The 21,271-nt window shown below is 65.1% G+C and carries 23 protein-coding genes; 20 read left to right on the top strand and 3 right to left on the bottom strand.

What is annotated here, in order from left to right:
• The first annotated feature begins 216 nt into the window (after positions 1 to 216).
• Together ABEA23_RS01495 and ABEA23_RS01490 are read left to right on the top strand one after the other, a co-directional pair.
• Entirely contained in the window at positions 217 to 567 is a 351-nt protein-coding gene (locus tag ABEA23_RS01495) for a holo-ACP synthase (protein WP_345476354.1), read from the top strand.
• Positions 568 to 570: 3 nt separating this feature from the next.
• Positions 571 to 2,130 carry an NAD(P)H-hydrate dehydratase gene (locus ABEA23_RS01490; protein ID WP_345476353.1) on the top strand — a complete coding sequence of 520 codons (1,560 nt, stop codon included), beginning with the start codon at positions 571 to 573 and terminating at the stop codon, positions 2,128 to 2,130.
• 20 nt (positions 2,131 to 2,150) lie between these two features.
• Here ABEA23_RS01490 and ABEA23_RS01485 read toward each other — a convergent pair whose 3' ends face one another.
• Positions 2,151 to 2,837 carry a DUF4166 domain-containing protein gene (locus ABEA23_RS01485; RefSeq protein WP_345476352.1) on the bottom strand — a complete coding sequence of 229 codons (687 nt, stop codon included), beginning with the start codon at positions 2,835 to 2,837 and terminating at the stop codon, positions 2,151 to 2,153.
• Entirely contained in the window at positions 2,834 to 3,733 is a 900-nt protein-coding gene (locus tag ABEA23_RS01480; RefSeq protein WP_345476351.1) for a hypothetical protein, read from the bottom strand. The genes ABEA23_RS01485 and ABEA23_RS01480 overlap by 4 nt, the downstream gene beginning before the upstream one ends.
• Here ABEA23_RS01480 and alr point away from each other — a divergent pair, their 5' ends adjacent.
• The 18 genes from alr to tsaD all read left to right on the top strand — a co-directional run bounded on the left by alr (position 3,734) and on the right by tsaD (position 20,042).
• A complete protein-coding gene (gene alr / locus ABEA23_RS01475; RefSeq protein WP_345476350.1) occupies positions 3,734 to 4,879 on the top strand; it encodes an alanine racemase in 1,146 nt (381 codons plus the stop codon).
• A gap of 44 nt (positions 4,880 to 4,923) precedes the next feature.
• On the top strand, positions 4,924 to 5,595 hold the full coding sequence (gene tsaE, locus ABEA23_RS01470; RefSeq protein WP_345476349.1) for a tRNA (adenosine(37)-N6)-threonylcarbamoyltransferase complex ATPase subunit type 1 TsaE: 672 nt from the start codon (positions 4,924 to 4,926) through the stop codon (positions 5,593 to 5,595).
• Complete coding sequence (locus ABEA23_RS01465) at positions 5,592 to 6,284, top strand: GntR family transcriptional regulator (protein ID WP_049897433.1); 693 nt, start codon at positions 5,592 to 5,594, stop codon at positions 6,282 to 6,284. The genes tsaE and ABEA23_RS01465 overlap by 4 nt, the downstream gene beginning before the upstream one ends.
• Positions 6,285 to 6,445: 161 nt before the next feature.
• Positions 6,446 to 7,045, top strand: coding sequence for a phosphonate C-P lyase system protein PhnG (gene phnG / locus ABEA23_RS01460; RefSeq protein WP_345476348.1), 600 nt, complete (start codon positions 6,446 to 6,448; stop codon positions 7,043 to 7,045).
• Positions 7,042 to 7,701 carry a phosphonate C-P lyase system protein PhnH gene (gene phnH / locus ABEA23_RS01455; RefSeq protein ID WP_345476347.1) on the top strand — a complete coding sequence of 220 codons (660 nt, stop codon included), beginning with the start codon at positions 7,042 to 7,044 and terminating at the stop codon, positions 7,699 to 7,701. Before phnG ends, phnH begins: the two co-directional genes overlap by 4 nt.
• Complete coding sequence (locus ABEA23_RS01450; protein ID WP_345476346.1) at positions 7,701 to 8,840, top strand: carbon-phosphorus lyase complex subunit; 1,140 nt, start codon at positions 7,701 to 7,703, stop codon at positions 8,838 to 8,840. Before phnH ends, ABEA23_RS01450 begins: the two co-directional genes overlap by 1 nt.
• Positions 8,833 to 9,702, top strand: coding sequence for an alpha-D-ribose 1-methylphosphonate 5-phosphate C-P-lyase PhnJ (locus ABEA23_RS01445; protein WP_345476345.1), 870 nt, complete (start codon positions 8,833 to 8,835; stop codon positions 9,700 to 9,702). Before ABEA23_RS01450 ends, ABEA23_RS01445 begins: the two co-directional genes overlap by 8 nt.
• Entirely contained in the window at positions 9,699 to 10,529 is an 831-nt protein-coding gene (gene phnK, locus ABEA23_RS01440) for a phosphonate C-P lyase system protein PhnK (RefSeq protein ID WP_081652590.1), read from the top strand. The genes ABEA23_RS01445 and phnK overlap by 4 nt, the downstream gene beginning before the upstream one ends.
• 5 nt (positions 10,530 to 10,534) lie before the next feature.
• The gene (gene phnL / locus ABEA23_RS01435) at positions 10,535 to 11,269 is read left to right on the top strand and encodes a phosphonate C-P lyase system protein PhnL (RefSeq protein WP_345476344.1); all 735 of its coding nucleotides are present in this window, start codon (positions 10,535 to 10,537) and stop codon (positions 11,267 to 11,269) included.
• Positions 11,269 to 12,000 carry a DUF1045 domain-containing protein gene (locus ABEA23_RS01430; RefSeq protein ID WP_345476343.1) on the top strand — a complete coding sequence of 244 codons (732 nt, stop codon included), beginning with the start codon at positions 11,269 to 11,271 and terminating at the stop codon, positions 11,998 to 12,000. The genes phnL and ABEA23_RS01430 overlap by 1 nt, the downstream gene beginning before the upstream one ends.
• Positions 12,001 to 12,014: 14 nt before the next feature.
• Positions 12,015 to 13,190: an alpha-D-ribose 1-methylphosphonate 5-triphosphate diphosphatase gene (locus ABEA23_RS01425; RefSeq protein ID WP_345476342.1), complete on the top strand. Its 1,176-nt coding sequence runs from the start codon at positions 12,015 to 12,017 to the stop codon at positions 13,188 to 13,190.
• On the top strand, positions 13,187 to 13,729 hold the full coding sequence (gene phnN / locus ABEA23_RS01420; RefSeq protein WP_345476341.1) for a phosphonate metabolism protein/1,5-bisphosphokinase (PRPP-forming) PhnN: 543 nt from the start codon (positions 13,187 to 13,189) through the stop codon (positions 13,727 to 13,729). The genes ABEA23_RS01425 and phnN overlap by 4 nt, the downstream gene beginning before the upstream one ends.
• A gap of 241 nt (positions 13,730 to 13,970) precedes the next feature.
• Positions 13,971 to 14,978 carry a phosphate/phosphite/phosphonate ABC transporter substrate-binding protein gene (locus tag ABEA23_RS01415; protein WP_345476340.1) on the top strand — a complete coding sequence of 336 codons (1,008 nt, stop codon included), beginning with the start codon at positions 13,971 to 13,973 and terminating at the stop codon, positions 14,976 to 14,978.
• 116 nt (positions 14,979 to 15,094) lie between these two features.
• The gene (phnC, locus tag ABEA23_RS01410) at positions 15,095 to 15,943 is read left to right on the top strand and encodes a phosphonate ABC transporter ATP-binding protein (protein ID WP_345476339.1); all 849 of its coding nucleotides are present in this window, start codon (positions 15,095 to 15,097) and stop codon (positions 15,941 to 15,943) included.
• A gap of 15 nt (positions 15,944 to 15,958) precedes the next feature.
• Complete coding sequence (gene phnE / locus ABEA23_RS01405) at positions 15,959 to 17,680, top strand: phosphonate ABC transporter, permease protein PhnE (protein ID WP_345476338.1); 1,722 nt, start codon at positions 15,959 to 15,961, stop codon at positions 17,678 to 17,680.
• Positions 17,681 to 17,728: 48 nt separating this feature from the next.
• Positions 17,729 to 18,391 (top strand): tRNA (adenosine(37)-N6)-threonylcarbamoyltransferase complex dimerization subunit type 1 TsaB, encoded by a 663-nt coding sequence (tsaB, locus tag ABEA23_RS01400; protein ID WP_345476337.1) that lies wholly within the window; start codon positions 17,729 to 17,731, stop codon positions 18,389 to 18,391.
• A 2-nt stretch (positions 18,392 to 18,393) separates the two neighbouring features.
• The gene (gene rimI, locus ABEA23_RS01395) at positions 18,394 to 18,945 is read left to right on the top strand and encodes a ribosomal protein S18-alanine N-acetyltransferase (RefSeq protein ID WP_345476336.1); all 552 of its coding nucleotides are present in this window, start codon (positions 18,394 to 18,396) and stop codon (positions 18,943 to 18,945) included.
• On the top strand, positions 18,942 to 20,042 hold the full coding sequence (gene tsaD / locus ABEA23_RS01390; RefSeq protein ID WP_345476335.1) for a tRNA (adenosine(37)-N6)-threonylcarbamoyltransferase complex transferase subunit TsaD: 1,101 nt from the start codon (positions 18,942 to 18,944) through the stop codon (positions 20,040 to 20,042). Before rimI ends, tsaD begins: the two co-directional genes overlap by 4 nt.
• A 95-nt stretch (positions 20,043 to 20,137) precedes the next feature.
• Here the strand turns inward: tsaD and ABEA23_RS01385 are convergent, their stop codons facing one another.
• Entirely contained in the window at positions 20,138 to 21,025 is an 888-nt protein-coding gene (locus ABEA23_RS01385) for a hypothetical protein (protein WP_345476334.1), read from the bottom strand.
• Positions 21,026 to 21,271: the final 246 nt, after the last annotated feature.

Here is a 21,271-nt window from a genome sequence, read left to right as displayed (position 1 = left end):
CCGTTGCTGACTACTGTGCCGTTGCAGATCTTCGCGTGTGCTTTGGCTGCGGAGAAGGGTTATGACGTGGATCAGCCGCGTAACCTCGCCAAGTCCGTCACCGTGGAGTGACGTAGTAGGCGACAAACTGCGGTGAACAGCGTGAACTAAGAACCATATGTGAGGCTCCCGGTCGAATCGGCCTGGAGCCTCACATGTATTCGGGAGGAGACCGAGATGATCGTAGGCATCGGCGTAGACGTAGTCCTGGTGACCCGCTTCGAACAGCAGCTGCGCAAGGCCCCCGCCCTGCGCGAGCGGCTCTTCACTGAAGCCGAACGCCCCCTGAATACCCGCTCCCTGGCGGCTCGCTTCGCCGCCAAAGAAGCAGTGGCCAAAGCACTGGGAGCACCGGCCGGCATGAACTGGCAGGACTGCCAGGTCGTCATGGACGCTGCCGGGGCCCCACACGTGAAAGTGCAGGGCACAGTAGCGGCAGTGGCCGAAGCCAAAGGCGTGAAGCACTGGCACCTTTCCCTCTCCCACGACGGCGACGTCGCCACCGCCATGGTGATTGCCGAAGGTTGAGCCGTGCTGACACAGCGAGACTCGCCGAACCAGGATGAGCCCGGGTATCCGCTCATTCCGGTCTGGACTGGAGAGCAGATCCGCGCCGCGGAGCAGCCTCTTCTGAATGCCGGCGAAGGGGAAGCCCTGATGCGGCGGGCCTCCTGGGGGCTGGCGGCACATATTCTGCAGATTCTCCAAGCTCAACGCGGCTCGGTGTACGGCGCCACCGTGGTAGGCCTCATCGGCTCCGGCAACAACGGCGGGGACGGGCTCTACGCGTTGGCTTTTCTGCGCCGCCGCGGCGTAGATGCTCGCGCTGTGCTGCTGCGACCCACTTGCCACACTCAGGCACTGGCCGCGTTCCGGCAGGCCGGTGGGCAGTTGCAAACCACCGACGACGGCGCCGACCTCATCCTGGATGCCGTGGTGGGCACCGGCTTCAGTGGCAGCTTCGATGCGCCATCGTTACCGCAGGGAAGCGTGGTCGTCGCCTGTGATCTGCCCTCCGGGGTGGACGCAGAGACCGGGGCCGTGCGCGGAACTGCGATCCGCGCCGATCACACGGTGACCTTTGGCGGCCTGAAGACCGGGCTGCTGGTGGGCCAGGGTCGGGCCCACGCGGGTGTGCTGCACACTGTAGACATCGGCCTCGGTGCGCACCTGCCCGAGCCCGCCGGCTATGTCATGAGCGAACTAGTTGACACCCCTGGCACCATGGGAGGTGCTGGGTCCGGTGGGGCGGAGAGGATTCTTGCCGGGGAGGCGGTGCCGGTGCTGCGCCGTCGGGCCCCGGACGCCGATGCCCATAAATACTCCCGCGGGGTGCTCCACCTGCTGGTGGGCTCTGCACGGTATCCCGGTGCCGCCCAGTTGAGCGTCGGCGCAGCATTGGCCACCGGCGTTGGAATGGCGCAGGTGCAGGCACCGGATGCGGTGGCGCAGGCGGTGGTCAGCAGTTGGCCGGAGACAGTGGCCTCGGACCAGGCCGAACGTGCTGCTGCGATGGTCATCGGACCCGGATTAGGAAATGACTCACAGCGTCTGGCAGAGGCGGAAGCGCTGCTCCAGCAGTCCCGGCGAAACGCAGTGCCCTGCGTGCTGGATGCCTCCGCACTGGCGCTAATCACCCGCGAGCTGCTGGCCGATCCCGGCTATGCCGGTTCCCTGGGGAAGCACACGGTACTGACCCCGCATACCGGGGAGGCCCAGAAACTGGCCGAGCGGCTAGGAGACCCTCAGCTGCAGGCTGCCTTAGCAGAGCAGAAAGTCCTTGCCGCGGCACCCCGGCTGGCGCAGCTGACCGGCGCCGTCGTCGTGCTCAAAGGCCCGGTCACGGTGATCGCCGCCCCCGGGGACGAGCCGCCGCTGCTGCATACCGAACCCGCCCCGGGTCTGGCCACCGCAGGCACCGGAGATGTGCTGGCGGGAATCATCGGCGCCCTGCTGGCCACCCAGGAGGAATCAGCGCGGTACTGTGCCGCGCTGGGTGTGGCCCTGCATGCCGCGGCCGCCCGGCGGCTCGACCCACGGGGACACGGCCGATTCGGTGCCTCCGCGCTGCTGCGCGTACTGGCCGAATAAGCCGCGAAAGCAGATCCGGATTACCTCCGCGCCGTCTCGCGTCGGGGTCGCAGTTGCTCGATGCGTGCAGTGAGTTCCTCCAGGGGACGGAACTCGCCCGTGAACCATCCGCGGTAGCCGAACAATGGTCCCAACTGCCGGTTAATGACCTGCACATCTATGCGGAAGCACTCGGCGGCGTCGTCGTAGCTATCGGTGATGACGGCATCAGCAGCCATTAGTGACGGGAAGGTGAATTTAACCGGTCCCTCCAGAAACCGCAGGGCGCCGGAGCGAATGGTCAGAGATCCGTCCGGGGCGGCGTGGAAATCCAAGGGAGTCACCAGATGCTGATGAGTGCCCAGGTAATCGACCACCTGGCGTGTTCCCGGCACCTGGACCATTTGCGCATCAAAACGCGCGGGTTTGGCGCCGGGGTACTCGAAGGTCCGCACAAAGGAGACGGTGGAGCGCCCTAAGGAGTCGGTGTACGGGATGTTCTCGATCCTGAAGGGCACATTGGTGCCGCGCTTCGGGGCCAGGATGTGCCGGGTGGAGCCCAACGCCAGAAACGGCTTGACCCAGCCGGAACGGTGCCAGATCTGCTCCATGACTCCAGTGCCGATGAAGGCCTGCCCGGATTCCTCGCTCACGGCGAATCGGCGCCGGATCTGCGGGTGCAGTCGCTGGAACTGCTCACCCATAGCGGCTTCGAAGATGGCGGTCACGGCTGCTCCTGCTCAGTGGGTCGGGATGGTTGGCGCAATCGCGGCAGACGCTGCAGCAGTTCGGGGTCTCGCACCGGTTGCCGGGGACGACGGCGCGTCCGCCGCGCTGAGGGTGTGCCCGCACCGGGCGGGATTATCAGCGCGGCCGCGGTCGCCGCAATACCCGCCAGCGGGTTGATGCGCCAGGCGAGGACGACGACGCCGCCGCGCAGCAGCGCCTCCCGGACCGCCCGCCGCCGGGTGCTTTCCGGGGAAAGCCCTTGTTCCGCCCACAGCCGCAGACGGTCGAAGGACCACGCGGTCGCCCACCCGAAGAGCGGCCGGAACACTGCGGCGTCCAGTAGCCGACCCGGTGTTCCGCCCCTGGGCTCGTAGTCATAACCGGTGAGGAAGATCACCGCACCGTCGGAGCGCAGCTGGTACTTCCAGTAGCCGGACCCGCTGCGTATGGGGCACCACCACTGCTGGGAACTGAATCGTAGGGCGCTGAGCGCACCGCCCTCGCTTCTCAGCCGCTGACCGGCGTTGATGCCCTGGCCGGAGACCGCCAGTCTGGGAAACCAACGGCTCAGTCGCGGGAGGACGGTAGTGGAGTAGGTGAACTCCGCCGCCTGGGCAGCAGCTTCATCGGCGGCAGCTGAGCGCCGGTGAAGGCAGGCCGCGGCGGCCGGGGAATGGCGCTTGGGCGTGATGCGGCTAAAGCGCAGATCCCAGCGTGCATGGTCCACCGGGTTCTGGGTCAATGCCCATACCCGGCCCATCGCATCTGGACCCGCTGGGTCCTCCGCCGGCACACGGATGAGCGTCTCCACGTAGATGCGGCGCCCCCGTTGGTTCATGACCTTAGCTTTCCACATCAGCCGGGCGGATCCGTGGCGCCCGATAAGCTTGGCCACATGGTTTCACCGGCAGGGGCAGAACGAACAGCACTTATTGACACCGCTGCCATCAGGCACAACGTGCGGACCATCGCTGAATTTGTGCGCCCGGCCAAGATGATGGTGGCCGTCAAAGCTGATGGTTACGGACACGGTGCCCTTACCGTAGCTCGTGCCGCCCTGGACGCCGGAGCCGACTGGTTGGGCACTGCCCATGTCACCGAGGCCCTAGCTCTGCGCGAAGCCGGCATCGAGGCACCCGTGTTGGCCTGGCTGCATACCCGTGGCACTGATTTCGCTCAGGCCATTGAGCACCACATCGATCTCGGCGTCTCCGGATGGGAACTGGAAGAGGTCGCCGCGGCTGCTGCGAGCCTGCAGACACCGGCGCGCATCCATCTGAAGATCGACACCGGACTGGGGCGCAACGGTTCCACCATGGCCGCCTGGCCGGATCTTCTCCAGCGCGTGCGGCAGCACCAGGAGCAGGGATTGATCAGCGTGGAAGGCATCTTCACGCATCTTGCAGTGGCCGATGAGCCAGACCGGCGGGAAACCGACGAGCAGCTGAGCGCCTACCGACAGGCCCTGGAAATTGCTGCTGAACATGGCATCGTTGCCGATCTCCGGCATGTGGCTAATACTCCGGCCGCGCTCTCCCGTCCCGATGCCCATTTCGATATGGTGCGAGTCGGCGTCGGGGTCTACGGGCAGAGCCCATTTGCTGATCGCAGCGCCGAATCGCTGGGCCTGAAGCCCGCTATGGAACTGCGCACCACAGTCGCCAATGTCAAAGTGGTCCCGGCGGGACAGGGCATCAGCTATGGGCTCACCCACCGCGTGGACCGCCCCAGTGCATTGGCGCTGATTCCGCTGGGCTATGCCGATGGTATTCCGCGCTCAGCGGTTCACGCTCCGGTGAGCATCAATGGAACCCTCTACCGCTCAGCCGGTCGGGTGGCCATGGACCAGTTCGTGGTCGACCTGGGTCCTGCGGATACCGATGTGCAGGTCGGCGATGAAGTCACGATCTTCGGTGGTGCCTCCGGCATCTCCGCCGCCGAATGGGGGACAGCCTCAGGGACGATCAATTACGAGATCATCACCCGCATCGGTGCCCGGGTCCCGCGCGAAGTGACCGACACCAGCGCTGCTGCGGCCTGAGACCAGATACCCTCCCGCCAGCGGGCGGAACTACCATAGGAAGCGTGTCAGATACCCAGCCTCCTGCCGCCGCCGATAACCCCCAGTGGACTCTGGAGATCCCGCTGGAGGATCTCGAGGACACTGAGCAGCTGGCGCGCAGTCTGGCCGCATATGTGCGGGCCGGGGATTTGTTGGTGCTCACCGGCGGGCTCGGGGCCGGAAAGACCACCTTCACCCAGTCTCTGGCTGCGGCACTGGAGGTAGAGGGGCTGGTCAGCTCGCCGACTTTTGTGCTCTCCAGGATCCACCGCAGCCGCAGCAGTGGTCCGGATCTGGTACATGTGGATGCCTACCGCACCGACGTTGATGGCCTCGAATCACTTGATCTGGCGGCCACTCTGGCTGACTCGGTGACGGTGGTGGAGTGGGGCCGCGGCGTCGTTGAAGTTCCCCTGATGGGAGCCCAGGGGTCCTGGCTTGACCTGGAGCTGACCCGCACTGACACTGAATCCGAAGCAGCACCCCCAGGTGACGACGACGCCCGCGCAGCTGTGCCTGAGAGTGCCCCGGTGTTCCAGACTGATTTCTCCGAGACAGAGGCCGACGCTCTCGGCAGCCAGCGCCTGGCTGTGCTGCGCGGCTACGGACGGCGTTGGGAACACGCCCCAGACGTCACCGCCGAATACCCCGGCGCCCGTTTGAGCGCGGCAAAGCCCGGGCCTTCTCAGCAGTGAAGCCGGAGCAGATCGCCCAGCAGCTGAGCCAGGAGCAGGCGCAGCTGCCCGATGGGGTGCAGCTGCCAGGGGAGCATCAGCTGGCAGCACGCTTCGGCGTCACCCGCGCTGCGGTGCGATCAGCGTTGAGCATCTTGGAGTCCAGACACCTGATTCGCCGGGTTCGCGGGGCCGGAACCTTCACCAACCGGCCGGTGGACCACTTGATCTCCGCGGCGTTGCCGCCCTCGCTGAGCGCCGGGATCACCGCCGCAGGCGGCACCGTGAAGAGCATCCTCAAAGATGTCACCGTGGTCACCGCAGGGCCCGAGCTGGCCGAGGCCCTCGAATGCGACCCGGGCGCGTCACTGACCCGGGTGCGGCGGCGCAGCTGGATCAATGACCGCATCGGTGCCTGTGCGCATATCTGGATCGCTCCAGAGGTGCTGGCCGAGGCTGAACTGGCGCTGCGGACCGTGGAGTCACTCTATGAGTCTCTGCGTATGGCAGGGCACCAGCCGGTACGCGCGCGCAGCCGGGTCTCCCACGTTTTCCCTCCTGACGAGGTGGAACAGATGCTGGAACTGCCCCAGCCCGAGCTGGTGCCGATGATCGAGACCCTCAGCCGTGATGCGCAGACCCAGCGTCCGCTGCTGTTCTCCCGGGGCTGGCACCGCCCAGATGTCATCCGGCTGACCGTTGAATGGTGAGCGGCCAGCCAGGCTCATGAGTTCGCCCTCTGGCGGGCCACGAGCGGAGAAACTGGACTTGTTGCCGATCCGCAACAGGTGACGGGAAGTTTACGAGTCCGTTCACCTCTGATTCACCCAAGAGTCCCGGGGCAGCTACATGCGCTGAGCACACTGGACTCATGCCCGCCGAAGCTGTTTCACCTGACACCGCGCCACCTGACACCGTGCTACCAGACACCGCTCCACCTGCCGCTGACGCGCCCTCGGCCCCGCCGACCTCCGCCAGTGTCGGTGAGCCCAGCATTGCTGAGCGTCAGCGCACCGCCCGAGTATTGGCCAATGCTTCTCTGGAGGAGCTCACCGAACTGTGGGAGAACTGGCCTGACCCTCCTGAGGTTCAGTATCTGCGCGGACCCGAAGCCGGGCTCGTGATGGTGCAGGGCCGGACCGGCGGAACCGGGGACCGATTCAATCTCGGCGAGGCGACTGTCACCCGCGCGACAGTTCTCATCCGCGACGCCGAACTGGGCACAGACCACACCGGCACAGCCTATGTACTGGGCAGCCATCCAGATCACGCCGGTGTGGCCGCAATTTTTGATGCCCTGCTGCTCTCGGCTCAGCGCCCCCGTGTCCTGAGCGACGTGATTGAGCCTTTGGAGCAGGCACAGGCGCAGCAAGAAGCACGACGCCGAGCCCAGGCGCGCAGCACGCTCGTGGACTTCTTCACCGTAGCGCGCGAAAACGCCGGACCTGACGATGAAGAGGATGCGGAATGAGAGCAGCCGAGAATTACCTGCCCGGATTCGCCGATCCAGTCCACGACGCCCAACAGACTTTTCGGGCGGTACTGGAGGCCATGTCCCGCCCAGGCACAACCTATGAGGTGGCACCGGCGGTCCAAGAAACCCTGCGCACCCCGGGACCGCTAGGCGCAGCAGCCGGGGCCGTGATCCTCACCCTCTGCGATGAGCAGACTCCGGTCTGGCTGGATGATCAGCTGCGAGAAACCGGCACTGTGGAGTCATGGCTTCGATTCCACGCCGGCGCTCGGATCGTTGAGGACCCCGCCGAGGCGATGTTCGTCGTCGTCGCTGACCCTGCCCACGCCCCGGACCTGAACGCTCTGGCCTGCGGCACCGACGAGGAACCGCATATCTCAGCCACCGTGGTGATCGACACCCCGGCACTCGACATGCCGGCACTCGATATGCCGCCAGCCGATCCCGCAGCTACTTTCAGGATCGCAGGTCCAGGCATCAAGGGGCAGGCCACGCTCACCATCGCAGGCCTCGGGGCAGGATTCCTCGACCAGTGGCAGGTCAACCACTCCCGGTTCCCGCGCGGCGTCGATCTTATTCTCACTGACCACACCAGCGTGCGCGCCCTGCCACGCACCACTGTGCTCACGGCACTGGAAGGGAGGGCCCACTGATGTATGTGGCAGTCAAAGGCGGTGAAAAGGCCATCGCCAACGCCCATGCCCTGCTGGCACAGCGCGGCAGCGGTAAGGATGCTCGGATCGGCTGGCGTCAGGTGCGTGACCAGATGGGCGTGCTGATCTCCCGGGTGATGGCCGAAGGGTCCCTCTATGACCCGGACCTGGCAGCCAAAGCGCTGCTGCAGGCCCAGGGCGATGTGCTGGAGGCGGTGACACTGCTGCGCTCCTACCGCACCACGCTGCCGCGCTTCGGTACGACGACGCCGCTGGACACCTCTGCGCTGCCAGCCGAGCGCAGAATCTCCGCCACGTTCAAGGATCTTCCCGGTGGCCAGCAGTTAGGGGCCACCTTCGATTACACCCACCGGCTGCTCGCCGATGATCTGCCGACACCACAACCACCGGCGGTCGAGGCTACCGAGGAGGAAGTGGCGATGCCTCGGATCACAGATCTGCTCGGCGTCGACGCTCTGATCGAGCCCGACCGTCCCGAGGGGTGGAGCGATCCCGAACCTGCGGATCTCACCCGGGAACCCACGGTGTATCCGATGTCGCGGGCTGAACGGCTCCAAGCACTGGCCCGCGGAGACGAAGGGTTCCTGCTCTCTTTGGGGTACTCCACCCAGCGCGGCTTCGGCCGGACGCATCCCTTCGCCGGAGAAGTGCGCGTGGGTGAGGTGGAAGTCAGCTTCGAGGCTTCTGAGCTGGGATTCGAGGTGCCCATCGGTCGTATGGAGATCACCGAATGCCAGATGATCAACCAGTTCGTCGGCAGCGCGGAACAGCCTCCGCAGTTCACCCGCGGCTACGGCCTGGTCTTCGGACGGGGTGAGCGCAAAGCGATGTCGATGTCGTTGGTGGACAGGGCGCTGCGCGCCGAGGAGTTCGGAGAACGGCAGGTATCACCTGCCCAGGACGAAGAGTTTGTGCTCAGCCACGCGGACAATGTCCAAGCCACCGGTTTCGTGGAACACCTGAAGCTGCCGCACTACGTGGACTTCCAGGGCGAACTGGTGCTGCTGCGACAGCTGCGCCGGGAGTTTGAAGAGCGCAGAGAGTTTGAAGAGCGGCAGGCATCCGAGCAGCGCCGTCAGGCTGAGCAGCAGGACAAGAAGGAGGCCGCACATGGCTGAGCCGCGCATCGTTTACAACGAGGGCTACCTGGACGAGCAGACCAAGCGCGTAGTGCGCCGCGCACTGCTCAAAGGCGTAGCCGTACCGGGTTTCCAGGTTCCTTTCGCGTCTCGGGAGGTCCCCATGCCGCGCGGTTGGGGCACCGGCGGGGTGCAGGTCACTGCAGCTGTCATTGGGCCCGAGGACACTTTGAAGGTCATTGATCAAGGTGCCGATGACACCACGAACGCGGTGTCCATCCGACAGTTCTTCGAGAAAGTCGTGAACGTCCACACCACCACGCACACCGAAGCGGCCACTATCATCCAGACCCGCCACCGCATCCCCGAGACACCGCTGGCCGAGGGCCAGATCATGGTCTACCAGGTGCCGATCCCCGAGCCCCTACGGTTCCTAGAACCCCGTGAAACTGAGACCCGGCGGCTGCATGCCCTTCAGGAGTACGGGCTGATGTACGTCAAGCTCTATGAGGACATCGCCCGCTACGGGCATTTCGTCACCACCTATGACTACCCGGTGATGGTCAATGGGCGGTATGTCACCGCGCCGTCGCCGATTCCCAGTTTTGATAACCCCAAGATGCATCAGAGCCCGGCACTGCAGCTCTTCGGCGCCGGACGGGAGAAGCGCATCTACGCGATCCCGCCCTATACCGACGTTGAAAGCCTGGGGTTTGAGGACTACCCCTTTGAACCGCAGCGCTTTGAACAGCCCTGCCAGATCTGCGGTGCCGAAGACGTCTACCTCGATGAAGTCGTGATGGATGACGCCGGAGCCGTGATGTACGTCTGCTCGGATACCGACTACTGCCATAAGAGCGCGGAGGCAGCAGCTGCTGCCGGACAGGAGATCCCGGTATGAGCCTGCACAGTATGAGCCTCCACAGTGATGCCGATGAGTCCGCGCTGCTGACCGTTGAGGGCGCCGGTCACCGGTATGGACAGCAGTTCGGCTGTCAGGACGTCAGCTTCGATCTGTGGCCCGGTGAGGTGCTGGCCATCGTGGGGGAGTCCGGATCCGGTAAATCCACACTGCTGGGCATGCTCTCGCAGCGGCTGACCACCGATGAGGGAACCATCCGGTACCGTCCGGCTGATTCGAGCGGCATCACCGCCACGGCCGGGGCTGTTGACCTAGCCTCGCTGAGCGAGCGCGACATCAGAAGGCTCTGGCGCACCGAATGGGGTTTCGTCCACCAGAACGCCGCTGACGGACTCCGCATGCACATCAGCGCCGGGGGCAATATCTGCGAGCCCCTCATGGCCAACGGTGCACGCCACTACGGCCAGCTCCGGGCCCAGGCCGAGCACTGGCTCGAACGGGTGGAGATCCCCTCCCACCGGATCGATGACACCCCGGCCACCTTCTCTGGAGGGATGCGCCAGCGGCTGCAGATCGCACGGAATCTGGTGTTCGCACCGCGGCTGGTCTTCATGGATGAGCCCACCAGCGGACTGGACGTCTCCGTGCAGGCCCGGCTGCTTGATCTGATCCGCTCCCTGGTTGCTGATCTGGGGCTCTCGGTCATCATCGTCACCCATGATCTCGCAGTGGCTCGGCTGATCTCACACCGCACTCTGGTGATGAAGGACGGCGTCGTCATCGAATCCGGGCTCACCGACCGGGTGCTCGATGACCCGCAGGCCGCCTATACCCAGCTCCTCGTCTCCTCGATCCTGCAAGGATGAACCCCATGGCGCACCAGATGGCCGCTGAGCCGGTCCTGTCCGTTCGTGACATCAGCAAGACCTTCACCCTGCACCTGCAGGGCGCACAGGTCATGCCCGTGCTGCACCGGCTCAGCTTCGACGTCCCGCGCGGGTCCTGCGTGGTCTTAGGCGGTGAGTCCGGGGCCGGCAAGAGCACCGTGATGAAGATGGTCTACGGCAGCTACGGCACTGACTCCGGGAAAATCCTGCTCTCCCACGCCGATGGTGTGCTGGACCTGGCGGCTGCCCAGCCCCGCCAGGTCCTGGCCGCCCGACGCGGCACTATGGGGTATGTGAGCCAGTTTCTGCGCGCAGTGCCGAGGGTGCCCGCTCTTGAGGTGGTCGCTGAGCCGCTGCGCGAGCGCGGGGTGTCCGCTTCCCAGGCGCAGCAGCAGGCTGTGGACATGCTGGCGCGGCTGAGTATCCCGCAGCGGCTTTGGAGCCTTCCCCCGGCCACCTTCTCCGGCGGCGAGCAGCAGCGGGTCAATATCGCGCGAGGATTCATTGCGCCCTATCCGCTGCTGCTTCTGGATGAACCCACTGCGTCGTTGGATGCCCGCAACCGCGAGGTAGTCATCGAGCTGATGCGCGAACGTCTTGCCCAGGGCGTGGGCATGCTGGCGATCTTCCATGATGCCCAGGTGCGCCACGCCGTCGCCGATGCCGTGGTGGATGTACAGGCCGCAGCCAGCGTAGCCGCCGGATCGGTCAGCGCCTGATGACCCGGTACGCGATCTACGCGGTCCCGGGTGCCCTGGGAGCCCACGACGACGCCGCGGCGGTGTCACTGCGAGCAGCAGCCGAGACCTGGTACGCCCGCCAGGACTTCAGCGAGCTCACCGTCAGCGCCCGGCGCTATGGCTTCCACGCCACGCTGAAGGCACCGTTCAGGCTGGCTGCCGGGCACACCGAAGCTGAGCTGCAGGATGCGTTGAGTCGCTTCGCCGCAGCCCGTACGGAACTGGTCATACCAGCACTGTCCCCGCGTCCGCTCGGCGCGTTCCGGGCGATGCTGCCAACCGGTGACCTCAGCGGTATCAACGCTCTGGCAGAAGAGACCGTGCGCGAGTTCGATCACTTCCGCGCACCGCTGAGCCGCGAGGACATTGCCCGACGCAGACCAGCGGAGCTCTCATTGCGCCAGCGCGAACTGTTCTGGCAATGGGGGTACCCCTACGTATACGACGAGTTCCGCTTCCACCTGACCCTGACGGATGCGCTGCCACCCCACCAGGCCCACGAGGTCGACGCCGCGCTGGCGGATCATTTCGCTGATGTCACCGGTCAGGACGTGGCCCTGCGGTCTGTAGTGATCGCCGTCGAACCGGACTCGGCTGAATCCACCCCCGTTGAATCCACCCCCGGTGAATCAGCCCCCGCTGAATCCACCCCCGCCGCGCCCTTCGAGATCCTCTCTGTCCATCCCTTCGCGCCCACCATCACCACCTGAGGAATGTGCCTGCTATGTCTTTGGTCTTAAACAACGCCCGGATCCTGCTTGCCGATCAGATCATCCATGGATCACTGCGCATGGAGGATGGCCTGATCGCTGAGATCTCCGAAGATCCCCAGCTGCCTGGTGACCGCCGTGAGGATCTGGCTGAGGAGCTGCTGATGCCGGGCCTGGTCGAGGTGCACACCGACCAGGTCGAGACCCACTATCAGCCTCGGCCCAAGCGGTTCTGGGATCCCATCCCAGCCGTCATTGCCCATGATGCCCAAATGGCCGCCTCCGGAATGACCACGGTGCTCGACGCCGTTCGCATCGGCACCGGCCCGCTGGACGGGAACAATATGGCACGCAGCGCCCAGACGCTGGTGGACGCCGTCGTTCATGCCGCAGATTCCGGTCTGCTGCGGGCAGATCACTTCATCCACCTGCGCTGTGAGGTCTCCACCCCCGACGTCGTCGAGGTGTTCGACGAGGTTGGCACCCACGAGAGGGTCCGGATGGTCTCTCTGATGGACCACACCCCGGGCCAGCGGCAGTACGCCGATGTGGAGGCCTTCCGCACCTATATGATCGGCAAGGGCCGGCTGAACAACGCGACATTCGACGATCATGTGCAGGAACTCCACCGACTCTCCGCCGAATTCGCCGACACTCATCGCCAGCAGATGGCCCACCGTGCGGTCACTCGCGGGATCACCATGGCAGCCCACGACGACGCCACCGAAGCTCATGTTGATGAGTCTGCAGCCTTAGGCGTGCGGATCTCAGAGTTCCCCACCACCGTGGAGGCTGCTCGGGCAGCGCGCGAAGCCGGCCAGCTCGTAGTGATGGGCGCTCCCAATATTGTCCGCGGCGGCTCCCACTCCGGGAATGTGGCGGCCACCGAGTTACTCAGCCACGGTCTGCTGGACATCATCTCCAGCGACTACGTGCCCGCCAGTCCGCTGCAGGCGGCCTTCCTCCTGGTGGCTCGGGGCGAGCTGAGCCTGCCGGAGGCCTCCCGGCTGATCAGCGCCAATCCGGCCCGTTCCATCGGGTTGGAGGACCGCGGCGTGATCGCACCGGGCATGCGGGCTGATCTGATCCGTGTGCATGCCTACGACGGCGCTCCTGGTGACCAGCACCCGCTCGGCTCTCCGGTGCCCATTGTGCGCGGTGTGTGGCGTGAGGGACTGCGGGTGGCATGAGCGGGGTCTTCGTAGGGGTAGTCGGTCCTTCCGGTGCCGGTAAGGACGCAGTGCTGCGGTATGCCCAGCGCCGGCTTGAACCCGAGGGGTTCCTCTTCCCACGTCGGGTGATCACCCGGATGGCCGGCGATGCTGAGGACAGCGAGTATGTCAGCGTGCCACGGTTCGCAGAACTCGAAGCTGCAGGTGCCTTCGCTCTGTCCTGGAAGGCGCACCACCTGCAGTACGGAATCCCGGCCGAAACTCTAGAACAGGTCAGCGCCGGGGCGGTGGTGGTCGGAAATCTCTCCCGAACCGTGCTGGGGCAGCTCAGCACGCGCTTCGCTCGGGCTCGGGTTGTGCGCATCACCGTGGCTGAGAATGTGCGCCGGGCACGGATCATTGCCCGCGGCCGGGAGGACTACGCCGCGCTGGCGGCGCGTTTGAACCGGCCCGATCCTGCGCCTAACTTTCCGGTGGATCTGGAGATCATCAATAGCGGCACGCTGAATGAAGCAGGAGAGCAGCTGGTGGGCTACCTCCGGGAGGCAGCGAACTAGAGCGTTCCAGTATTTAGTGCGCTCTATTTTTCGTGATGTCCGTCACGTTTTAGTGGGTATTTTATGGAACGTCTAGGGCTGTTTCTGCAGTGTTCACTTTCTGGTTGCCTGAGATTCCCTCATCCTCAACGTTGCGAGCCCAGAGTGTTCTAGGCGCCGTCGTGCCCTGTGCAGTCCTGCCCAGCCCGGCGCTGAATTACTCCCACATTACGCAATACCGACACTCTGGAAGAGGAAACGGATGTCACGCACCTCCCGACTTGGACTTGCTGCGGCAGTCACCTCCCTTGCACTGATGATCTCTGCCTGCGGCGGCGACGACAGCGCCACCGCTGATGCAGCTGAGGGAAACCAGAACGAAAACTCCACCGTTGAGCGCGGTGAGGATTGGCCCGAGACCCTGGAGTTCATCTCCATCCCGTCTGAGGAGCAGACCGAGCTGGTCCAGCAGTACGAAGTCCTGCTCGAGCTCTTCGAAGAGGACCTGGGCGTGACCATCAACTCCACCTCGGCGACCTCCTACGCGGCAGTGATCGAAGCGATGAACGCCGGCAACGCTGATATCGCCAACTTCGGCCCCTTCTCCTACGTGGTGGCAGCTGACACCGCCGGTGCCCAGCCGGTGGCCGTGGCCATCAACGCAGAAGGTGAGGATCCCTCCTACGTCTCCTACCTGGTCACCCAGGCCGATAACGACGAGATCAACAGCATCGAGGACCTCGAAGGAAAGACCGTCTGCTTCGTGGACCAGGTCTCTACCTCCGGTTTCCTCTACCCGACTGCAGGCCTGATGGAAGCTGGCCTGGAGGAAGGCGACTATGAGTCGGTCTTCGCCGGCGGCCACGACGCCTCCTTCATCTCCACGATGAACGGTGACTGCGACGCCGGCTTCGCCTACGACACCATGGTCGATGTCAACATGACCGGCCCCGAGGGCAACTACTCCCCGGATGACATGAAGGTCGTCTGGGAGTCTGAGGACATCCCGTCGGCACCGTTTGCCGCACATGAGTCCCTGCCCGAGGACATGGTCGAGGCCATGCGGGACATCCTGCTGACCAAGCTCAACACTGAGTGGCTGGCCGAGAACGGCTACTGCGAGAACCCCGAGCCCGGCAGCGAGCCTGAGAACGACTGCTCCGCAGTGGTGCCGACCGCTGACTTCGGCTACATCGAGGTCGACGACTCCGTCTTCGACGGTATCCGCGCAGTGTGTGAGATCACCGAGGCTGACGCCTGCACCGTGTGATTCACCCTTTCGGCACAGTCCGCACCTCACCCGGCCCGATGGGTCGGGACTTGAGGTGCGGACTGTGCCACTCCTATGAGTAAGACCGCGGAAGAAGAAGAAAGCGACAGTTGACCATGGCACAGACCACTTTCGACTACCAGGCCCCGGCGTCCGGCGGCGAGCAGAGCATCAGCCTGCGCCAGGTGACCAAACGCTTCGGCGACGTCACCGCTCTCAAAGACATCAACATCGACTTCGTGCCCCGCAAGATTAATGTGCTGCTGGGGCTTTCGGGCTCGGGAAAGTCCACTCTGCTGCGCCATATCAACGGGCTGCAGCTGCCCACCGAGGGTGAAGTCATCACCCTCGGCACCGAAGTGCATAGGGCCGGACAGAAGAAGCTGCGCCACCTGCGCCGCGACGTCGGCATGATCTTCCAGCACTTCCACCTGGTGGAGTCGATGTCTGTGCTGGAGAACGTCTGCACCGGAAAACTTGGCTCACTGCGCGGCCCGCGGCTCGGGCTCTTCAGCTACCCGAGGGCAGTGCGCGAACAGGCCATGGAACAGCTGGCCCGGGTTGGCCTGGCAGATAAGGCCTTCAACCGGGCAGATGCACTCTCCGGAGGCCAGATGCAGCGGGTGGCCATCGCCCGTGCGCTGATTCAGGAGCCTCAGGTGCTGCTGGCCGATGAGCCCGTAGCCGCTCTGGACCCGGTGTCCTCGGCCACCGTGATGGATCTCATCAGCCGGATCGCCAAGGAGGACAACCTCACCGTGGTCTGCTCGCTGCACCAGGTGGAGCTGGCACTAGAGTTCTCCGATCGGATCATCGGTCTGCGCGGCGGCGAAGTGGTGCTCGACCGCGACTCCCGCACCCTCAGCCTCGATGAGGCCCATACCATCTACAGTGCAGTGGCGAAGGTCGACGAGAACGAGCTGGAGCAGGAAGCTTCCGCTCTGGCCGCGGCCCCGCAGGCCTGAGAGGTTCGGCCCGTTATGACACTCACTGCACCCGCGCCTGCCCCACGCTCCACGGCAGGCCGTACCGAACTGCCCCCGCGCCCGGCCCCGAACCCGCACACCATCGTGGTGTGGGTGATTATGCTCGGGCTGCTTGCTGGAGGCATCTGGTCGATGATCGATCTCGGGGTCACCCCCGAGAAGGTCTTTGGACAGTTCGCCAATGCCGGAGACTTCCTCTCCCGTACCCTGCCGCTGGACTTCCCCGAGTTCGGGGAACTGATGTCGATGACAGTGGAGACTCTGGCCATCGTGCTGCTGGCCACGGCCTTCTCGGTCTTCGTCTCCCTACCGGTGGCTGTGCTGGCAGCAGCCAACACCACCACCGGCCCTTTCGCCCGCTTCAGCTCACGCGTGATCATCATGTTCTGCCGGGCTGTTCCGGACATTGTTTTTGCCGTCATCCTGTTCCGGCTCTTCGGTCTCGGCGCCTTGGTCGGCATCCTCGCCATGGGCCTGAGCTCCATCGGTATGGTGGGCAAACTCTATGCCGACGCGATTGAGGAGATCGACAAAGGGCCCTCGGAAGCGATTCAGGCAGCCGGTGGAGGGCGGTGGCAGTGGATCCTGTCTACTGTGATCCCGCAGATCATGCCGCAGATCATCGCCACTGGCCTGCACCGTTTCGACATCAATCTGCGAGCTTCGGTGATCCTGGGGTATGTGGGCGTCGGAGGCATCGGCTATTACCTCGCCGGTGCGCTGAACACTATGCAGTGGCAGCGCGGTATGGCGCTGGCACTGGTAGTACTGGTGCTGTGCATCGTGGTGGAGCTGATTGCCGGCGTCATCCGCATGGCGATTATGGGCCGCGGTAAGGGCGGCTTCATCGGGTTGCTGAACAGCATCTCCGACGGATGGGTCACTCGGCCGGTGGGCACCCACAGTCCACAGCGACTTGGCAGTGGCAGGGTCAGGGTCAGCCCACCCTGGGATGGGGCGCGCATCGCACGAACGCTGAGCATCGGTACTCTCTTGGTGCTCATCGCCTTGGCTGTGCTGGTCACGGATCTGACCCAGGCGAACTTCGGCCGCGCCGTCGAGAACTTCTTCCCGACTATGGGGCAGTTCTTCCCGCCCAGTGGGGGCGGCAACTACTGGGACTTCTTCTGGCCTTCAGTGGTGGAAACCGTGCAGATGGGCCTGGCCGCCACGCTGCTCGGCGTGGTGCTGGCCATCCCGGTGGGGTCGTTGGCTGCCCGGAACGTGGCGCCCAGCGCCGGAGTGGCCACCGGGTTCCGGGTGTTCATCGTGGTGGTGCGCGGTATTCCGGAGCTGATCCTGGCCATCATCCTGCTGGTGATCGTCGGCTTCGGTCCGGTGCCGGGTGTGCTCGCGCTTGGTTTCGGCGCGATCGGCCTGTTGTCGAAACTGGTGGCGGACTCCATTGAGGAGACTGATGTGCGGGTTCAGGATGCCGTCCGGGCTGGCGGCGCCAACCGCGCGCAGGTCTACTTTGCTGCCACTCTGCGACAGACTGCCCCGGCGATGATCGCCCACGTGATGTACCAGCTGGACGTCAATATTCGCGCCTCCACGCTGCTGGGAATCGTCGGTGCTGGCGGCGTGGGGTACTGGCTGTTGCAGGCGCACCGGTTGCAGCAGTTCGACGTGCTCGCGCTGCTGATCATCAACATTCTGGTTGTGGTGCTGATTGTGGAGGGTCTGGCGCTGTATATGCGCAAAGTCATCCGCTAAAGAGCCTGCGCTTCAAGGGAAGCACCCCTTCGTCGTTACGATGGAGGGGTGCTTCTCTCTATCGATTCCTCCGCCGGTGCCTCTGTGGCGCTGCTCGGCCCCGAGGGCGTCATTGCCAGCCAGCGGACCTCGGCCACCAACACCCACGCGGAGTGGCTCGCGCCGGCGGTGCAGGAGGTGCTGAGGCAGGCCGGGGTCACGGTGAAGGAGCTGACGGGCGTCGTCGTCGGTGTGGGTCCGGGGCCGTTTACCGGCCTGCGCGTGGGGCTGGCCCTGGCGCATAGCCTTGCTGAAGCATGGGGGCTGCCGCTGCACGGGGTCTGCAGCCTCGATGCCCTGGCGCACCGGTTGGTTCGCACCGCCGGGGATAACGCGCCGAAGGAGTTCCTGGTGGCCACCGATGCCCGCCGCCGCGAAATCTACTGGGCACGCTACCGGTCCGCGCAGGAGTCTGCGGTCATGCTGGACGGGCCCCATGTCAGCGCCGCTGACCAGGCGCCCGCCCTGCCGGTAGTCGGTGCCGGAGCCGGCCTCTATCCTGAACAGCTCCATCCCGTGGCCCTCGACGCCGACGTCGCCACTTGGCTCCCGGACGCTGCGGATTTGGCGATGGTGGCCGCAGCCGCGGGAGAAGGCACGCTGCGCGATCCCTATCCGCTGTACCTGCGCGAATCCGAGGCTCAGGTGCCGCAGCAGATGCGAGGCCGCTGAGCATGGCTGCTGTAGCGCCCACCCCGGGCTCCATCACATTGCGCCCGATGACCGCCGCCGACGTCGCCGCCGTCATCGAGCTCGAGCGCGAACTCTTCCCCCACGACGCCTGGCCGGAGAGTTTCTTCTACGATGAGCTCGCTCAGGCTGAACCTGCGCTGTCGGCCGAGCGGGCCACTCGTCGCTACTGGGTGGCGGAGGCCGCGAGCCCGGAGGGGAGCCGCGTCGTCGTCGGCTATGCCGGAATGATGTGCGTGCTGCCGCTGGCTGATGTGCAGACCATTGCGGTGGCTCCCGCCGCCCAAGGCCGGGGTTTGGGTACCCGGCTGCTGGCCGAGATAGAAGCCGAGGCAGTCCGCCGGGGTGCCGAAGACCTGCTGCTGGAGGTCCGCGAGGACAACCCCGGGGCCCAGCGGCTCTACCTGCGCGTGGGCTTTGAACAGATCCACAAGAGGCGGGCGTATTATCCCGACGGCGGGGACGCGCTGATCATGCGCAAACACCTCGCCGACCCCAAGCCCTCCACTGCCGCCAACCTGATGGGAGCCCCATGAGCACAACTGCTGCAGCACCCAAGGCTGAGCCGCTGGTGCTCGGCATCGAATCCTCCTGCGATGAAACCGGCGTAGGCATTGTGCGGGGCACCCGGCTGCTGGCCAATGAAGTGGCCTCCTCCATGGAGGAGCATGTCCGCTTCGGTGGCGTGATCCCGGAGATTGCTGCCCGGGCCCACCTGGAGGCGTTCACCCCCACGTTGCGCCGCGCACTGGATACCGCCGGGGTGAGTCTGGATGAGGTTGATGCGATTGCGGTGACCTCCGGTCCAGGACTGGCCGGTGCCCTGATGGTCGGACTGAGCGCAGCCAAGGGCCTGGCGATGGCAGCTGATAAGCCGCTCTACGGCATCAACCACCTGGTGGCTCATGTGGCGGTGGGGCTCTTGGACACTGCCGAGGGGCAGGTCCAGTCACTGCCGCCGAATACCGGTGCGCTATTAGTCTCCGGCGGCCATACTGAAATCCTCCGCGTAGGCTCGCTGACCGATGACGTGCAGCTGCTGGGCTCCACCATCGATGACGCAGCCGGGGAAGCTTATGACAAGACCGCCCGGCTGCTGGGCCTGGGCTATCCCGGGGGACCGGCCATTGACGCTGCCGCCGCCGATGGCGACCCTAAAGCCTTCCGGTTCCCCCGTGGGTTGACTATGCCGAAGTTCGAAGGCAGCGCTGAGAATCCAGGGAAGCACCGCCATAACTGGAGCTTCTCCGGGCTGAAGACTGCAGTCGCCCGTGCCGTGGAGCAGTTTGAGAAGGCCGGGCAGCCGGTGCCAGTGGCCGACATCGCTGCCAGCTTCCAGGAAGCGGTAGTTGATGTGCTGACCTCTAAGGCAGTGCGCGCTTGCCAAGAGCATGGCATCACCACGTTGCTGCTGGGCGGAGGCGTGGCTGCCAATCGCCGGCTGCGCCAGCTGCTGGGGGACCGTTGCGCCTCAGCGGGCATCGAGCTGATCATCCCACCGGTGAAACTGTGCACTGACAACGGTGCGATGGTGGCAGCCCTGGGTGCCCAGCTGGTGGCAGCCGGCGCGTCCCCATCCTCGCTGGGCATCCCGGCTGATTCCTCTCTGCCGGTGGAGCGCGTCAGCGTCTAATCCGCCGCAGGCAGCTGCGATCTCGCCGATCGCACCCCACATCCGCAAACGCGCGCTTGCCTAGGTGGGGTGCGAATGCGTGAAGTGGGGTGTCCTCACCGCAGTGAGCCCGTCCGGTCTGTCTGCGGCAAGCCTGCGCGAAGCAGGCGGTTCGCCAGCTGCTGAGGGGACTTCAGATCATCCCAGACCCAGCGCACCACGCGAAGCCCCAGCTCGGAGAGAGCCTCCTCGCGCAGTTTCTCCTGGAAGACGACCTCTCCGGGATCGAGGCCTGAGAGTACCCGGGACCGGGAATACTTCATCCGCCCATCGAATTCGCCGACAAGCCCGAAATCCGGCCAGTAAAAATCGGTTCGCGCCGTGTCCCCGCGCGGCAGTTGGAAGTTCGCTTGCAAAATCGGTGCTGGAAATCCCAGAGTGTGCATCACCGCCCTCGACCAGGACTCGCCGACTGACTCTGCCGCGCCGTCGGCGAAGGCTATGAGTTGATCCCACCGGTCCTTCATTCGTTGGGGGCCCAGGAAATCGAGCCAGGGTGCGAAGTCCTGGGCCGCCAGGGCACGGTGCCCCGGAACGCGTCCCCCGAGTACAGCATCAAGAACGACGACGGCGTCGGCCAGCTCCATCCTGGCGACCGTATCAATCACGCTGAAGGTCAGGGATTCTGCCTGAGTCAGCTGCCCTGGCGGTAGCAGATCCCTGAAGAACTGTGCCGGTGGGCTTAGTGGCAGCTGGAGTTCACGATTGCGATATGCCGCAGTCGCTTGAGCCCGGTGATAACCGGTGGGGATAGGAGCGACGACGCGTCGTTCCGCCAACGCCTGAAACCGCCGCCGGATGAGCTCAGAAGAGAACCGGGCCTGCTTGAGAAGGTGCTGAAGTTCGCGATGCTGGGTTGGCAGTTGCGGCAAGGATGCGCCGGATGCTCCCGCGCGCGAGGCGCGAAACGTGCGCAGATGCACAGCGTTGGGGACCTGAAGCATCGGCACACCGTGGACGGCTAAAGATGTTTCCCGGCAAAAGACGGGCCGGCGCTTGACCGCGGCAGTTGCGGCGGCCGCCAGCAGATGCTGCTGACTGGGATAGGCGCTGATGAATGCGGCCGTGTCGACGTAGACGCCGCGTCGGAGCCTTAGCTGTGGAAAACGGCAGCGCAGATAATCGCCCATCGCATGGCGTGGCGGTCAGGTCAGCCAGGCTCAGGCGGTGCGGGACGACACCCCACTTAG

Origin of the sequence: Nesterenkonia rhizosphaerae (assembly GCF_039544555.1) — a bacterium.
GTDB classification, from domain to species: Bacteria; Actinomycetota; Actinomycetes; order Actinomycetales; family Micrococcaceae; genus Nesterenkonia; species Nesterenkonia rhizosphaerae.
The sequence above is the reverse complement of the archived record's forward strand: the minus strand, read 5'-3'. Positions and strand labels throughout refer to the sequence as shown.

What these genes read in the sequence shown, in the direction of transcription:
- ABEA23_RS01495 (WP_345476354.1), top strand. Translation starts at nt 217, where the DNA reads ATGATCGTAGGCATCGGCGTAGACGTAGTCCTGGTGACCCGCTTCGAA.
- alr (WP_345476350.1), top strand. Translation starts at nt 3,734, where the DNA reads ATGGTTTCACCGGCAGGGGCAGAACGAACAGCACTTATTGACACCGCT.
- phnG (WP_345476348.1), top strand. Translation starts at nt 6,446, where the DNA reads ATGCCCGCCGAAGCTGTTTCACCTGACACCGCGCCACCTGACACCGTG.
- phnH (WP_345476347.1), top strand. Translation starts at nt 7,042, where the DNA reads ATGAGAGCAGCCGAGAATTACCTGCCCGGATTCGCCGATCCAGTCCAC.
- ABEA23_RS01450 (WP_345476346.1), top strand. Translation starts at nt 7,701, where the DNA reads ATGTATGTGGCAGTCAAAGGCGGTGAAAAGGCCATCGCCAACGCCCAT.
- ABEA23_RS01445 (WP_345476345.1), top strand. Translation starts at nt 8,833, where the DNA reads ATGGCTGAGCCGCGCATCGTTTACAACGAGGGCTACCTGGACGAGCAG.
- phnK (WP_081652590.1), top strand. Translation starts at nt 9,699, where the DNA reads ATGAGCCTGCACAGTATGAGCCTCCACAGTGATGCCGATGAGTCCGCG.
- phnL (WP_345476344.1), top strand. Translation starts at nt 10,535, where the DNA reads ATGGCGCACCAGATGGCCGCTGAGCCGGTCCTGTCCGTTCGTGACATC.
- ABEA23_RS01430 (WP_345476343.1), top strand. Translation starts at nt 11,269, where the DNA reads ATGACCCGGTACGCGATCTACGCGGTCCCGGGTGCCCTGGGAGCCCAC.
- ABEA23_RS01425 (WP_345476342.1), top strand. Translation starts at nt 12,015, where the DNA reads ATGTCTTTGGTCTTAAACAACGCCCGGATCCTGCTTGCCGATCAGATC.
- phnN (WP_345476341.1), top strand. Translation starts at nt 13,187, where the DNA reads ATGAGCGGGGTCTTCGTAGGGGTAGTCGGTCCTTCCGGTGCCGGTAAG.
- ABEA23_RS01415 (WP_345476340.1), top strand. Translation starts at nt 13,971, where the DNA reads ATGTCACGCACCTCCCGACTTGGACTTGCTGCGGCAGTCACCTCCCTT.
- phnC (WP_345476339.1), top strand. Translation starts at nt 15,095, where the DNA reads ATGGCACAGACCACTTTCGACTACCAGGCCCCGGCGTCCGGCGGCGAG.
- phnE (WP_345476338.1), top strand. Translation starts at nt 15,959, where the DNA reads ATGACACTCACTGCACCCGCGCCTGCCCCACGCTCCACGGCAGGCCGT.
- rimI (WP_345476336.1), top strand. Translation starts at nt 18,394, where the DNA reads ATGGCTGCTGTAGCGCCCACCCCGGGCTCCATCACATTGCGCCCGATG.
- tsaD (WP_345476335.1), top strand. Translation starts at nt 18,942, where the DNA reads ATGAGCACAACTGCTGCAGCACCCAAGGCTGAGCCGCTGGTGCTCGGC.
- ABEA23_RS01385 (WP_345476334.1), bottom strand. Translation starts at nt 21,025, where the DNA reads ATGCTTCAGGTCCCCAACGCTGTGCATCTGCGCACGTTTCGCGCCTCG.